The sequence below is a fragment of the Legionella londiniensis genome (assembly GCF_001467825.1).
Taxonomy (GTDB): Bacteria; Pseudomonadota; Gammaproteobacteria; order Legionellales; family Legionellaceae; genus Legionella_A; species Legionella_A londiniensis.
The window spans coordinates 188,158-200,652 of the sequence record NZ_LNYK01000001.1 but is presented as its reverse complement, the minus strand read 5'-3'; the positions used below and the strand labels follow the sequence as shown (position 1 = coordinate 200,652).

Genomic DNA, 12,495 nt, shown 5'->3' with positions numbered 1-12,495 from the left:
GACCCTAATGCCATTAAAGGCGACAGGCCGTTCGCCTCCAAAGCGCGGGCGCAAGCAGGCTTGAAGAGACTCAGCGCCAGATGCAGCTTGGATTCGCACCCTCGCTTGGAAGGCAGGGAATCGTGGACGCTCTTTAATGTCGCCCGCCAAAATTCAGTGGAAACGGCGTTAGCATTGGTTTTTTAACTTCCAGCGCTTATGCAGCCAAAGCCATTGCTCAGGATGCGCAAGAACCATCCGCTCCAGCGCCTGATTATACGCCAGGGTATTACGGTAGATTGCCTCTTGCGCATTTGCAAAATCCTGCCAGTAAATCGGTTCGTGAAACTCAAGCACATGACGGCCGTTAGCTAAGCGATAGCCGGCAGCAGGGATTACAGGGATCCCGGTATGCCGGGATAAGCTTGCCAGGCTGCGGTAAGTACCCGCCTTTTTGCCAAAAAATTCTACCGCAATCCCATCGCGATTAGCCAGTGAGGCATGCTGATCTAGCACAAAAACTACTGCATGATTGGCTTCTAAAGCGTCGCAAACTTTCTGTAAGGAATTTTTTTTGGGAATAACGTTAAGCCCTGCCCGGTAGTAACGTCGAAACAAAATTTTTTCCACAAACTTATTCCCCAAAGTACGGCGGATAAAATGAAACTGCCCTTTAAATTCATGAAAATTCAAAATTCCGCCGATGGGCGCAAATTCCCAGTTACCAAAATGACCGGTCAAAATCAGCACCCCACGCCCCTTGGCGGCTTCAGCTAACAGACGCTCATAGCCACGCACTTCCACCTGATCACGAATTTTTTTTTCGGTCATAAAGCGCATTTTGAGCATTTCTTTAATGGAAGTGGCAAGATGGGAGTAAAAAGCCTTGGCAAGATGCTTTTTTTCTTGCAGGCTTAGGCTTTCACCAAACACCTGATTGATATTGTGCAGAACTACCTGGCGGCGATAAGGCAGGAGATAGTAAAATACTTGACCAGCCAGGGTTACGGGCAGTGATTTAACTGATTTCATAACTCAAGTACAGGCTTTCAGCAACAAACAGGCATTCATGCTTGCAAAACCGCGATTAATCACCAAAGCATGTTTCTTGCCGCTTTCCATGCTGCGGTGGTTGTGACTGATATTCAATTGCGCACATTCAGGAGCAGGCTGTACTAAATTTGGAATCCCCGGGACACAGCCATCGCGCAACGCGTGTACCGCCAATACGGTATCCAGGATTCCCGAGGCACATAAAGTATGCCCCATAGACCACTTATAAGCCGTCACAGGAACTGATGCTTGACCAAAAACTGATGAGATGGCAATTGCTTCGCTCACATCCGATTTTTTGTTGCCGTTGCCGTGCGCGACCAGCAATCCTACTTCTTCTGGCTGAATGCCGTTTTTATATAAAACATGAGCCAGCAAGGCAGCTAAATGCGAGCCGTCTTCTTCGATAGAGAACAAGCCGGCAGCCTCTGTAGTTGATGCGCCTTCCAGTAACTCTGCATAACAAACCGCCTCGCGCGCATTTACGCTCGTTTCACTTTCGATCACTATCGCTGCTGCTCCTTCACCAAGTATTGTGCCGTCATGCTCCGCATCAAAGGGCTTTAAATGGCGGGAACTGATAACGCCAAGCCTGTTGTAATAAAACAAGGCCTGCGGTTCCGTTCCAGTATCATACGCCACAACCACAGCTCTCTCGGCCTGCCCGGTTTTAATGGCATGATAAGCTTCAATCAAAGCCTGCATGCCGCCTGCAGCATGGTTGGTCACATTATGATTGACTCCCTTGAAGCCATAGGTAATGCCCGTATAGGCAAGCACATTGTTCGGCAGAATCCGCAACAGCCACATTGGATGCACTTCGGCAAACAATTGTTTGGCAAAATGTCGCATATCGCCTTTTGTCTTGGCCAGCAAAGGCAAGAAATCATATTGTTGATAATATTTGTTACCCGGCGAGCCGACAAAAACCGCAGTTTTATCATTAAATTCTTCAGAATTATCAAGAGAGTCGCGGTAGCCCTGTAGCTGGCTGCTCTCAATTGCCTGCATGGCAGCATTGATTCCCAATACATCCTGCCGGGAAATAACTTTCATCAATTTACGATCAGGCAGGAATTTTGCCGGTTGAAATTCTTTGAGTTCGCCACCCAGCCGATGAGACCATGAAGCAATATCCCAGCTTTGAATTTCATCTATATTCTGAACTCCGCCTAAAATACTTGCCCAGTTTTTCGCATCTGTGGTGCCTGAAGCTGTTAAGGCGCCAAGTCCTGTGATAAATACCCGCTTTGTGCTGCTCATGCGTAGACCTCATGGAAAGCTGGGTGCTTAAATAAAAGGCAACTATTTGAGCCGCCAAATCCAAAAGAATTGGAAAGTACTACTCCCAGTGCTTTTTCTCTGGGACCGTCGGTGACGTAATCTAAATCACATTCTGGATCACGTTGAGTTAAGTTGGCCGTTTTAGGGATTTTTGCATGCCGGATGGCAAGCACAGATAAAACAGCCTCCAGGGCGCCGGCAGCAGCAATGAGATGCCCTGTTTGGCTTTTGGTAGAACTGACCGGCAATTGATGAGCACGCTCGCCAAAAACCGCCTTAATGGCGTTGGTTTCACTTAAATCATTCATTTTGGTAGATGTTCCGTGAGCATTGATGTAATCGACATCGTCGGGCTTAACACCCGCATCACGCAAAGCCTGTAAAATAGCCTGAATCGCGCCATCCCCATTTGGGTGCGAATCAGTAATCCGGTAAGAACTTAGGGAGTTACCTTCCCCTGCCAATTCAGCATAAATTCGGGCGCCGCGAGCCACCGCTTTTTCCCATGCTTCCAAAATCAGGAAGGCGGCTCCTTCTCCCAGTACGAATCCGTTGCGCGTGGCATCAAATGGCCTGCTCGCAGTGACGGGAGCATCATTGTAATTCGACAATGCCCCTAGAAGACAAAAACTTGATAAACCCAAAGGATTAATCATGGAGTCAAATCCGCCTGCCAGCATATAATCCGCTTCACCCCGGCGAATCACCTGCATGGCGAGACCCAAAGCCTGGCCGCCTGATGCGCAGGCTGTATGAACAGAGCTGGCATATCCCTTGATGCCAAACTCCTGAATCAATAACGACAAACCGGAGTTCGATGTTGTTTTACCAAAATCAATCAATTTGTAAAAATTGCGCGCCTCATGCTCAAGTTGCGCCCAATCTGGGTTACCGTTTGCTGCACAAGTAGCCTGAAAACGGTTCAAATACTCAAATTCAGCAGTCATCATGCCGCTGCCCACAACCACTCCCCATCGGGAAGCAGTGTTTTTCCCTGGCCGGATAGCTGCGTCAGATAATGCTTGGTGTGCTGCATCCAAAGCATACCGGGTAAAGGACATCGCAAAACGCTGATGCTTGCCAGAAGTGGGGAAAGAGGGCGAAAAATTCTTCACTTCAGCAGCAATAGAGGTCGGGAAAGAAGAGGCATCAAAATGGCTGATTGCCGCAATGCCGGACTTTCCTTGCATCAAATTGCTCCAGGTTGTAGAGACATCATTTCCCAGTGGCGAAACGACGCCAAGGCCCGTAATCGCAACCCGCCTCTTACTCATGTGATCCACCCTTTAGAACTAAAACCACATCCAATATGCAAACCCTCTTTCTGTTGATTTCAGTATGATAATTTAAAACCATCTCTTGTTCGCTTTGGCTTTTTACTGTCATTTCACACTGCAAAACATCACCCGGATGCACAAACCCGCTCATTTTAATCCGACGCATTTCGCGAACAACATATCTGCCGGCAAGCCCCGAGCGGGCAAGAAATTCTCGTGCCAGGTTTAATTTACACTCTAATAAAACAGTCAAAGGTAAAACCGGTTTCTTTGGGAAATGATCCGGAAAATAAGCAGCCGCCCGGGTAACACGCTTCTCTGCACGGATAGAAACATGAGGTTCGCAATGCAAGATGTGATCAAATTGCATTTGTATTAAATGCAAACCTTCATTCGCCACAACGCCGCTGCCCTGTTCAAAAAGTGATTGAGCCAAAGGCCAATCGGCTGGGCGATTAATTTCATTAAACTGTTGGCGTACAGCCTCTTTATCAATAAACTCATTCATGGGCAACAAAGGCCCCAAAGCGCTGTCAATACGGAATATGATCTCTTGGCCTATGCTTGCCGTACCGTGATAACGGACAACTGCATCATCCACTGCATCAATAGCAGCTTCGAGCTGGATTGTTTCCCCTATATAAGCCGGCCGATACAAACAGGCGCTGGAAACTACTCCTGCAACCGGCCGGCAGGAGAATTCTTGACTTGCCATTACATGCCAGGCAGCCAATTGGCCGAGGGTTTCTCCAATAAGAGAAGGAATAAAACAAGGACGGCCATCATCATCCGCGCAAAGATAATAATCCTCACGCGTGACATGCTTAATACCCCGCGCTATGGTCGGAGATAACTGTAAAATTCTATCGACGAATAAAAACCGCATCAGGCTACTGTTTCACAAGCTTTTTGTTCTTTAACGGCAGCTACAATCAACTTGCAAAAGGTTTCAACAGTAAACAAGGCAGGAATTTCATTGACCTTTAAATTGGGTTTAAAATATGCCTCCGGTACTTCGCTTAAGTAATTTTTCAATGCGCTCATCCCTTTTGCAGTTAATACCCCCCCTTTTTCAAATTCATCTTCAGGGAGATCGCCTCTTGCATTCTTCTCAAGTTGGCCACGAGGAATTTTAATATCAAATTCTTTTTCAAGCTGGAAAACAAGATCCAGAAAATCAATTGATTCAGCACCTAAATCAGCGATCAAACGGCTTTCTAGAGAAATATCGCTTTCATCAATGACCAATACATCTGCTATAATTTCCCGTACTTTGGGATATACGCTTTCTACATTCATGTTAAACCTCGTGCTCAAATACCGTTCAAATGGCAAAGTATATCATAAGTTTTTAATTTACAACCATCAGAAACGTTGGGGGATTGATTAAATTATTCACAAAAAAAATTTCACTGCGATTTTGCGCCCCACTAACCAACCACGCTATACCCTGCATCCACATATAATGTATGACCTTTAATCATTTCTGCTTCCGGGAGGCATAAAAGATAGATAGCGTTTGCCACATCTTCTGGCATCAGCGGCCGTTTTGCCAGTGCATGGGCCTGGTATTCGTCCAGCAATTGCTCGCGATTGGGGAAATGTTTCAAAGCATCTGTATCAACAACGCCTGCAGACACGGTATTTACACTAATACCCATTGGGGCAAGCTCAAGGCTCAACGAGCGAACCAATGCCTCAAGGGCTGCCTTGGATGCCCCGATAAATGCATAATTCGGAATAGCACGCTGCGCACCAAGGCTTGACAATGCTAAAACCCGGCTTCCGGCGGGCATCAAGGAACGCGCTTCGCTGACTAAATGATTTAATGCCAAGGCATTGGTTTCCATACACCAGCGCCAGTGTTTGGTTGTCATCTTCATTGCCGGCTTTAATACGCCGCTTGCAGCATTACTCACTAAAAAATCGAGTTTGGAAAAGTGTTCTTTAAAATCATCGAATAATTCCCTAACAGACTGATGATCAGCTACATTAGCCTGTATTGCTACAGCATGCCTTCCCATTTGTTTGATGTGTTCTGCCAGCTCGCTTGCTGAATCTGAACTGTTAAAATATACAAGGGCAATATCGCAACCCTCCTGAGCCAGTTTCAAGGCAGTAGCCCTGCCTATACCGCGGGCGCCGCCAGTGATTAATGCCACCTTGCCAGTTAATGCCGTACCCATCGCCTTTTCCTCTGGATTAAAAATGAACTAAATTACTCGGATTAAAGGAGCCTGTCAATTTTACCGGGAGAATTTGTACGATTCACTGCAACTTTAGCCGCACCAGAAAGAATTTATTTTATCAAGCGCCACGTGTTTCGGCCTTGCTTCCCGCATCCAGTTCACCATCAAGCTTGTCTCTGGAACACGAACTTTGTACCATCTGCACACGAATTTAAATCATCCGCCAGGCTCCTATGAAACAAATTTGGTTAAAAACCGTAGCACCCATTGCTTTGCTCTTTTCTTTTCGCATGCTGGGACTTTTTATGTTAATCCCGGTATTTACGGTATATGCAAACCATCTGCACTCAGCATCCCCTGCTTTAATCGGCATAGCCCTTGGAAGCTACGGTTTAAGCCAGGGCTTATTGCAAATTCCATTTGGCATGCTTTCTGACCGCTTAGGCAGGAAACCTGTTATTGCAGGGGGTCTTATTTTATTTATTGCGGGCAGTCTCTGGGGCGCTGTCACCCAATCTATCTATGGCATGATTTTAGCGCGAATCCTGCAAGGCATGGGGGCTGTCGGCAGCGTTTTAATTGCCCTGCTGGCTGATTTAACTCCGGATGAGGCAAGAACCAAAGCCATGGCTGCCATAGGAGCCACAATCGGCTTATCGTTTATCTTCTCAATGGTTTTAAGCCCGCTGCTTGCCCACCGTTTTGGGTTAAGCGGCATATTTTATCTTAGCGGATTTTTAGGCATAACAGGGATAGCGCTGTTATATGGGTGCATACCAACCCCCAAGCGGGAACCATTTCATCCTGATACAGAAGCAAATCCCGTTTTATTTAAAACAGTTGTAAAAGACGAGGACTTATTGCGCCTGGATTTTAGCATTTTCTGCCAACATTTTATCCTGACTGCTACTTTTTATGTTTTACCAATCCTGCTGCATGCTCAAATGAAACAGGGCAACCTTGCTCAATCCTGGCATTTTTATGTGCCTGTCATGATAATCTCGTTTTTTATCATGTTGCCACTTATTGTTTTGGCCGAAAGGAAGCGCCAGACAAAACGCATCTTCATCAGTTCTATCGTGGTAACTGCTGTTTCTCAGCTTGCATTGGCTTTTGGTCATCAATCACTGACGGCAATTTTCATTACTGCCTTTATTTACTTTATTTGTTTCAATTATCTTGAAGCAAGTTTGCCTTCTTTGGTGTCTAAGCAGGCACAGCCCCATGTTAAAGGAACAGCCCTTGGGATATATTCAAGTTGTCAGTTTTTAGGCATCTTTGCGGGAGGGTCAGCAGCAGGCCTGCTTTATCATTATGCGGGTTTGAGCGCAGTCTTGCTTGTCAATAGTCTGCTGGCATGCATGTGGCTGATAATAGCCTGCTTTATGAAGTTAACCATTTATCGCTCTACCTTACTTATTCATTATCCAGATCCATTAGGAATGCCAAATAAGGCTTTGCTGACTGGACTTAAGAATTTGCCAGGGATAATCCGTATCGACAGTTCTCAAGAAGAAAAGTTGATTTATCTGCAGGTAGATCATGCGCTTTATCAACCAGGCAGCGCTGAGCGGTACTTAAAAAGCTTACGCTGATTCTGAAGATAACTGATATTATACCTACGAATTTCAGATGAGATTGGCTATAATCAGCCAAAGCATGTTATGAATTGGAGATTAAGGTATGGCGCGGGGAATCAATAAAGTTATTTTGATTGGGAACGCAGGTGCTGACCCTGAGGTACGGTACATGCCAAATGGCGCTGCTGTTTCAACTTTGTCTATTGCTACAAGCGAAACCTGGAAAGACAAACAAACTGGCGAAAAGCAGGAACGAACCGAGTGGCATCGCGTAGTATGCTTTAATCGCCTTGGTGAAATCGCGGGAGAATATGTCCGTAAAGGTTCAAAGCTCTATATAGAAGGAAGTTTACGCACAAGAAAATGGCAAGATCAGCAAGGTCAGGATAGGTACACGACCGAAATTGTGGCGTCAGATATTCAACTGCTTGACGGCAAAGGACAGAGTCCGGCCTATCAAGACAACGAACTTGGCTCTTCACAACCAGCCTCAGGCAGCAAGCCTGCTCATGAAGGTAACTCAACTCAATTTAATGATCTTGATGATGACATTCCATTTTAATTAATCAAGCCGAGGTAAAATAAATTAAATTTCAAAAAGCACATTCGCACCGTTAAAGGCGCCATCCCTAAGTTGCACTTAACAGCATGCGTTCAAGTCACATATCAAGCCAATTAGGCTTTATGGTTAGTAGGCTCTGTTTCAACGCATCACTAAAATAAAAAAAAAAGCCAGAATAAATTCTGGCTTTTTTCTAGATATATAATTACTCGGCTTCTTTTTCCTCTGCCGGCCTGTCAACAAGTTCAACAATGGCCATTGGTGCGTTGTCTCCAGCCCTAAAACCGCATTTTAAGACGCGCACATATCCACCCGGCCTTTCATTGTAACGAGGTCCCAAGGTGTTAAACAACTTGCCTACTGCACTCTTTGAGCGAAGCTTATTAAAGGCTTGTCTGCGAGTTGATACACTATCTTCTTTGCTAATTGTAATTAATGGTTCAATATATCGTCGTAATTCTTTGGCTTTTGGCAAGGTTGTCTTAATTAACTCATGCTCAATCAGCGAACAGCACATATTTGAAAACATGGCTTTTCTGTGACTGCTGGTTCTACTTAAATTACGACCACTGTTTCGGTGACGCATAGCTAAAACTCCTAAAAATTATTCGCCAAGATTCTCTGGTGGCCAATTTTCTAATTTCATTCCTAGTGATAGGGAACGCGATGCAAGTACATCTTTAATCTCAGTTAATGATTTCTTGCCAAGATTGGGTGTTTTGAGCAATTCATTTTCCGTCTTTTGTACCAGATCACCAATATAATTGATATTTTCTGCTTTAAGGCAATTTGCAGAACGGACCGTTAATTCAAGGTCGTCCACCGGCCTTAGCAAAATGGGATCAAACTCATTTGCTTCACTTTTATCTTGCCCTTTTTCCTCAAACTTAATATCAACAAAAGCATGCAACTGTCTCTGCAGGATATTTGCTGAAATGCGGATTGCTTCTTCAGGTTCAATTGTCCCATTGGTCTGCAGATCAATCGTTAGCTTATCTAAGTCGGTTCGATTTTCAACCCGGGCGTTATCAACAAAATAAGCAACCTTACGTACTGGCGAAAATGAGCTGTCAATCCTTAATTTTCCTACTGACTTGCTTTCTGCTTCCTCGTCAAAATTGCGTATAAAAGTATCTGTAGAACGAAACCCAATGCCTTTCTCAACTTTCAAAGTCATGGAAAGTTTGCCATGCTCATTGAGGTTTGCGATAACAAAATCTGGATTGAGTATTTCGACACCGTGAGTTAACTCGATATCACCAGCGGTTACCTTGCAAGGCCCTTGCTTATTGAGTTTCAATGTCGCTTCATTTCCAGCAGTCAACTTGACCGCCACTTCCTTAAGATTCAACAGGATATTGACCACATCCTCTTGAACCCCTTCTATTGTACTATACTCATGCAGCACATTATCAATTGTGACTTCAGTAATTGCACTTCCAGGCATGGAAGAAATTAATATTCGTCGTAGAGCATTTCCTAACGTATGACCAAAACCACGCTCCAAAGGCTCCAAAACAATTCGTGAATGATTTGGAGACTCAGAGTGTACTTTAAGAGCCTTAGGTGTCAGCATTTCACTAATATCGGTATACATTCGGCATTATCTCCGATTTTACTTAGAGTAAAACTCAATCACTAAGTTTACGTTAAAATCTGGGGGCAGATCATCAAGCTTCGGTACGGTAGAGAAAGTACCTTTGAAAGATGCTGCATCCACGCTAATCCAATCACAAGGCGCGCGTTGTTCAGAAAGCGCAAGTGCTGCCTGGATTCGACCCTGTTTCATTGCTCTTTGTCTTATAGATACGACATCTCCTGGCTTAACCAGATAAGATGGGATATTCACCACACGGTCATTGACCATAATAGCTTTGTGTGAGACCAATTGCCTTGCCTCAGCCCGAGTGCTTGCGAATCCCATACGGTAAACCACATTATCAAGCCTTCTTTCCAGCAGAATCATCAAGTTTTCACCAGTTGAACCCTTTTGGCGCCCGGCGAGCTTGTAATAATTATGAAATTGCTTTTCTACTATGCCATACAATCGCTTGATCTTCTGTTTTTCACGCATTTGTATGCCATGATCACTTAATCTTGGACGCTTATCGCCATGCTGTCCTGGCAATTTTTCAGCCTTGCATTTTGATTTGTGATCTCTTACACCACTTTTTAGTAATAAATCGGTCCCTTCTCTACGTGACAACTTGCACTTTGGACCAAGATATCTAGCCATTGAATACTCCTCTGAGATTTAAACGCGACGTTTTTTAGGTGGCTTGCAACCATTGTGGGGGATGCCCGTCACATCGGTTATCTCGACAATTTTAAAATCTTGTGAAATTAGTTCTCTGATAGTAGATTCACGACCCGGCCCAGGTCCATGCACAAATACAGCAACTGATTTCATACCATACTCCTTAGCCATCTGAGATGCTCGCTCAGCAGCAACCTGGGCTGCGAATGGAGTACTTTTTCTTGACCCGCGGAATCCAGATCCGCCGGCGGTAGCCCAACACAAGGCATTGCCTTGCCGATCGGTAAACGTAACTATGGTATTGTTAAACGAAGCCTGGACATGAACACAACCATCTGTAACTACACGCTTTACCTTTTTTCTTGTCTTTTGTTGTTTAGCCTTAGAATTTGCCATATCAATTTACCTAAATTAAATTCAAACCACGCTTGCTTTACGGCGACCTTTGCGCGTTCGGGCATTTGTTTTTGTTCGTTGCCCTCTAAGAGGCAACCCTCTTCTATGCCGGAGCCCACGGTAGCATCCCAAATCCATTAAACGCTTAATATTCATGCTGACCACCCGGCGCAAGTCTCCTTCAGTAGTCAATTTGGATATTTCGTTTCTAAAAAGATCCAATTCTTCTTCGCTTAGCTGCGATACTTTGGTTTCTGGATTAACACCTACTTTTTGGCAAAGTTTTTTTGAAGTAGTCTTTCCAATGCCATAGATCGATGTTAATGCAATAACCACATGTTTGTGGTCCGGTATGTTAACTCCTGCAATGCGAGCCATTAATATCTCCGATCTTATTTGCTCTGTCGAAAAGGACAGAAGAATACTAGTTTCAGAATTTAAGATCAAGTATAAAACTTAACCTTGACGTTGTTTGTGCCTTGCGTCTTTGCAGATTACTCTAAGTGTGCCACCACGCTTAAGGATTTTGCAATTACGGCAAATTCTTTTCACTGATGCTCTAACTTTCATGATTAACTCCGATACAAATTCATAACAATCCTGGCAGCCTTGTTCCTTTTAGGTTAGCTTTTTTCATTAGTGAATCATATTGCTTAGTCATAAGATGTGCTTGTACTTGAGCAACAAAATCCATAATGACTACAACAATAATCAGCAATGAAGTTCCACCGAAATAAAAAGGTACATGCCAGGTGTACATCAAAATTTGCGGCAGCAAGCAAACTAAAACTAAATAGATTGCACCAACCAAGGTTAAACGAGTCATAACTTGATCAATATATCGCGCTGTTTGATCTCCAGGGCGTATTCCAGGTATGTAAGCACCAGATTTTTTCAAATTATCCGCCGTATCCTTTGGATTAAACACCAACGCAGTATAGAAAAAAGCAAAAAATATAATTGCACCAGCATACACTATTAAGTACAGCGGTTGTCCAGGCGAAAGCGCCAACCCAATATCAGCCAACCAATCCATTCCTCTACCCCTGCCAAAGAACTGTGCTAAAGTGGCCGGCAATAGGATAATGCTTGAAGCAAATATTGGCGGTATAACACCTGACATATTAATTTTCAATGGCAAATGGCTTGTTTGGGCCGCATAAACCTTCCGACCATGCGTACGCTGGGCATAATTGACCCTGATCCTTCTCTGAGCTCGCTCCATAAAAACAACAAACCCGGTAACAACGATAACTATTACGGCAATCGCAATGAGCGTTAACGCTTGCATCTGTCCTTCTCTGACTTGTTGCAAAACTGATGCAATAGCTCCAGGCATACTGGATACGATTCCTGAGAAAATGATGAGGGATATCCCATTGCCAACACCTTTTTCAGTAATTTGTTCCCCTAGCCACATGAGAAACATCGTACCTGTCACTAGCGTGACTACGGCCGTAAAATAGAAAAATAAATCAGGCTGCAGTGCTATTTGCTGACCAGCCAGCCATCTAGCCATGCCCAGTGACTGAAAAATGGCAAGAACTAACGTTAAATAACGCGTGTACTGATTTAATTTTCGCCTTCCAGATTCACCTTCTTTTTTCAGCTGCTCAAGCGAAGGAAGAACAACAGAAAAGAGTTGTATCATAATTGATGCTGAAATATAGGGCATAATCCCGATTGCAAATACGGTTACCCGCGATAATGCTCCTCCAGAAAACATATTAAATAAGCCAAATATGGTGTTCTGTTGCTCACTAAAAAAATTGGCTAATTTTTGCGGATCCAAACCTGGAACAGGTATATGCGCCCCTAATCGATATACTAAAATACCAAGCACCACAAACAGCAGCCTTGACTTAAGCTCGCTTAATCCACCGAAAGGGGATCCGCCGACATGTTTCTGACTATTCAT

15 protein-coding genes are annotated in these 12,495 nt (G+C 44.3%); 2 read left to right on the top strand and 13 right to left on the bottom strand.

What is annotated here, in order from left to right; genetic code table 11:
* Positions 1 to 168: 168 nt before the first annotated feature.
* The 6 genes from Llon_RS01010 to fabL form a co-directional block, all read right to left on the bottom strand.
* Complete coding sequence (locus Llon_RS01010; protein ID WP_058528205.1) at positions 169 to 1,011, bottom strand: lysophospholipid acyltransferase family protein; 843 nt, start codon at positions 1,009 to 1,011, stop codon at positions 169 to 171.
* 3 nt (positions 1,012 to 1,014) lie between these two features.
* Positions 1,015 to 2,295, bottom strand: coding sequence for a beta-ketoacyl-[acyl-carrier-protein] synthase family protein (locus Llon_RS01005; RefSeq protein WP_058528204.1), 1,281 nt, complete (start codon positions 2,293 to 2,295; stop codon positions 1,015 to 1,017).
* Positions 2,292 to 3,590 (bottom strand): beta-ketoacyl-[acyl-carrier-protein] synthase family protein, encoded by a 1,299-nt coding sequence (locus Llon_RS01000; RefSeq protein ID WP_058528203.1) that lies wholly within the window; start codon positions 3,588 to 3,590, stop codon positions 2,292 to 2,294. The genes Llon_RS01005 and Llon_RS01000 overlap by 4 nt, the downstream gene beginning before the upstream one ends.
* A complete protein-coding gene (locus Llon_RS00995; RefSeq protein ID WP_058528202.1) occupies positions 3,583 to 4,479 on the bottom strand; it encodes an ApeI family dehydratase in 897 nt (298 codons plus the stop codon). Before Llon_RS00995 ends, Llon_RS01000 begins: the two co-directional genes overlap by 8 nt.
* Positions 4,479 to 4,892: an acyl carrier protein gene (locus tag Llon_RS00990; protein WP_058528201.1), complete on the bottom strand. Its 414-nt coding sequence runs from the start codon at positions 4,890 to 4,892 to the stop codon at positions 4,479 to 4,481. The genes Llon_RS00995 and Llon_RS00990 overlap by 1 nt, the downstream gene beginning before the upstream one ends.
* 131 nt (positions 4,893 to 5,023) lie before the next feature.
* On the bottom strand, positions 5,024 to 5,779 hold the full coding sequence (fabL, locus tag Llon_RS00985) for an enoyl-[acyl-carrier-protein] reductase FabL (protein ID WP_058528200.1): 756 nt from the start codon (positions 5,777 to 5,779) through the stop codon (positions 5,024 to 5,026).
* A 236-nt stretch (positions 5,780 to 6,015) separates the two neighbouring features.
* Between fabL and Llon_RS00980 the strand changes: the two genes are divergently transcribed.
* Together Llon_RS00980 and ssb are read left to right on the top strand one after the other, a co-directional pair.
* Entirely contained in the window at positions 6,016 to 7,377 is a 1,362-nt protein-coding gene (locus Llon_RS00980) for an MFS transporter (RefSeq protein ID WP_058528199.1), read from the top strand.
* Between the two features lie 88 nt (positions 7,378 to 7,465).
* A complete protein-coding gene (ssb, locus tag Llon_RS00975) occupies positions 7,466 to 7,924 on the top strand; it encodes a single-stranded DNA-binding protein (protein WP_058528198.1) in 459 nt (152 codons plus the stop codon).
* A 205-nt stretch (positions 7,925 to 8,129) separates the two neighbouring features.
* On the opposite strand, the gene rplQ is transcribed toward ssb, so the two are convergent.
* The 7 genes from rplQ to secY all read right to left on the bottom strand — a co-directional run bounded on the left by rplQ (position 8,130) and on the right by secY (position 12,495).
* Entirely contained in the window at positions 8,130 to 8,510 is a 381-nt protein-coding gene (gene rplQ / locus Llon_RS00970; RefSeq protein ID WP_058528197.1) for a 50S ribosomal protein L17, read from the bottom strand.
* An 18-nt stretch (positions 8,511 to 8,528) separates the two neighbouring features.
* On the bottom strand, positions 8,529 to 9,521 hold the full coding sequence (locus Llon_RS00965) for a DNA-directed RNA polymerase subunit alpha (protein WP_058528196.1): 993 nt from the start codon (positions 9,519 to 9,521) through the stop codon (positions 8,529 to 8,531).
* 18 nt (positions 9,522 to 9,539) lie between these two features.
* Complete coding sequence (gene rpsD, locus Llon_RS00960) at positions 9,540 to 10,160, bottom strand: 30S ribosomal protein S4 (RefSeq protein WP_058528195.1); 621 nt, start codon at positions 10,158 to 10,160, stop codon at positions 9,540 to 9,542.
* Positions 10,161 to 10,178: 18 nt separating this feature from the next.
* Positions 10,179 to 10,577: a 30S ribosomal protein S11 gene (rpsK, locus tag Llon_RS00955; RefSeq protein WP_058528194.1), complete on the bottom strand. Its 399-nt coding sequence runs from the start codon at positions 10,575 to 10,577 to the stop codon at positions 10,179 to 10,181.
* Between the two features lie 21 nt (positions 10,578 to 10,598).
* Positions 10,599 to 10,955: a 30S ribosomal protein S13 gene (rpsM, locus tag Llon_RS00950; RefSeq protein WP_058528193.1), complete on the bottom strand. Its 357-nt coding sequence runs from the start codon at positions 10,953 to 10,955 to the stop codon at positions 10,599 to 10,601.
* A 78-nt stretch (positions 10,956 to 11,033) separates the two neighbouring features.
* A complete protein-coding gene (gene rpmJ / locus Llon_RS11205; RefSeq protein ID WP_083503224.1) occupies positions 11,034 to 11,147 on the bottom strand; it encodes a 50S ribosomal protein L36 in 114 nt (37 codons plus the stop codon).
* 19 nt (positions 11,148 to 11,166) lie between these two features.
* Complete coding sequence (gene secY, locus Llon_RS00945) at positions 11,167 to 12,495, bottom strand: preprotein translocase subunit SecY (protein WP_058528192.1); 1,329 nt, start codon at positions 12,493 to 12,495, stop codon at positions 11,167 to 11,169.

Coding starts and splice junctions, on each gene's coding strand:
- rplQ (WP_058528197.1), bottom strand. CDS start 8,510: ATGCGTCACCGAAACAGTGGTCGTAATTTAAGTAGAACCAGCAGTCAC.
- Llon_RS01005 (WP_058528204.1), bottom strand. CDS start 2,295: ATGAGCAGCACAAAGCGGGTATTTATCACAGGACTTGGCGCCTTAACA.
- Llon_RS01000 (WP_058528203.1), bottom strand. CDS start 3,590: ATGAGTAAGAGGCGGGTTGCGATTACGGGCCTTGGCGTCGTTTCGCCA.
- rpmJ (WP_083503224.1), bottom strand. CDS start 11,147: ATGAAAGTTAGAGCATCAGTGAAAAGAATTTGCCGTAATTGCAAAATC.
- secY (WP_058528192.1), bottom strand. CDS start 12,495: ATGAATAGTCAGAAACATGTCGGCGGATCCCCTTTCGGTGGATTAAGC.
- Llon_RS00980 (WP_058528199.1), top strand. CDS start 6,016: ATGAAACAAATTTGGTTAAAAACCGTAGCACCCATTGCTTTGCTCTTT.
- rpsK (WP_058528194.1), bottom strand. CDS start 10,577: ATGGCAAATTCTAAGGCTAAACAACAAAAGACAAGAAAAAAGGTAAAG.
- Llon_RS01010 (WP_058528205.1), bottom strand. CDS start 1,011: ATGAAATCAGTTAAATCACTGCCCGTAACCCTGGCTGGTCAAGTATTT.
- Llon_RS00965 (WP_058528196.1), bottom strand. CDS start 9,521: ATGTATACCGATATTAGTGAAATGCTGACACCTAAGGCTCTTAAAGTA.
- rpsM (WP_058528193.1), bottom strand. CDS start 10,955: ATGGCTCGCATTGCAGGAGTTAACATACCGGACCACAAACATGTGGTT.
- rpsD (WP_058528195.1), bottom strand. CDS start 10,160: ATGGCTAGATATCTTGGTCCAAAGTGCAAGTTGTCACGTAGAGAAGGG.
- Llon_RS00995 (WP_058528202.1), bottom strand. CDS start 4,479: ATGCGGTTTTTATTCGTCGATAGAATTTTACAGTTATCTCCGACCATA.
- ssb (WP_058528198.1), top strand. CDS start 7,466: ATGGCGCGGGGAATCAATAAAGTTATTTTGATTGGGAACGCAGGTGCT.
- fabL (WP_058528200.1), bottom strand. CDS start 5,779: ATGGGTACGGCATTAACTGGCAAGGTGGCATTAATCACTGGCGGCGCC.
- Llon_RS00990 (WP_058528201.1), bottom strand. CDS start 4,892: ATGAATGTAGAAAGCGTATATCCCAAAGTACGGGAAATTATAGCAGAT.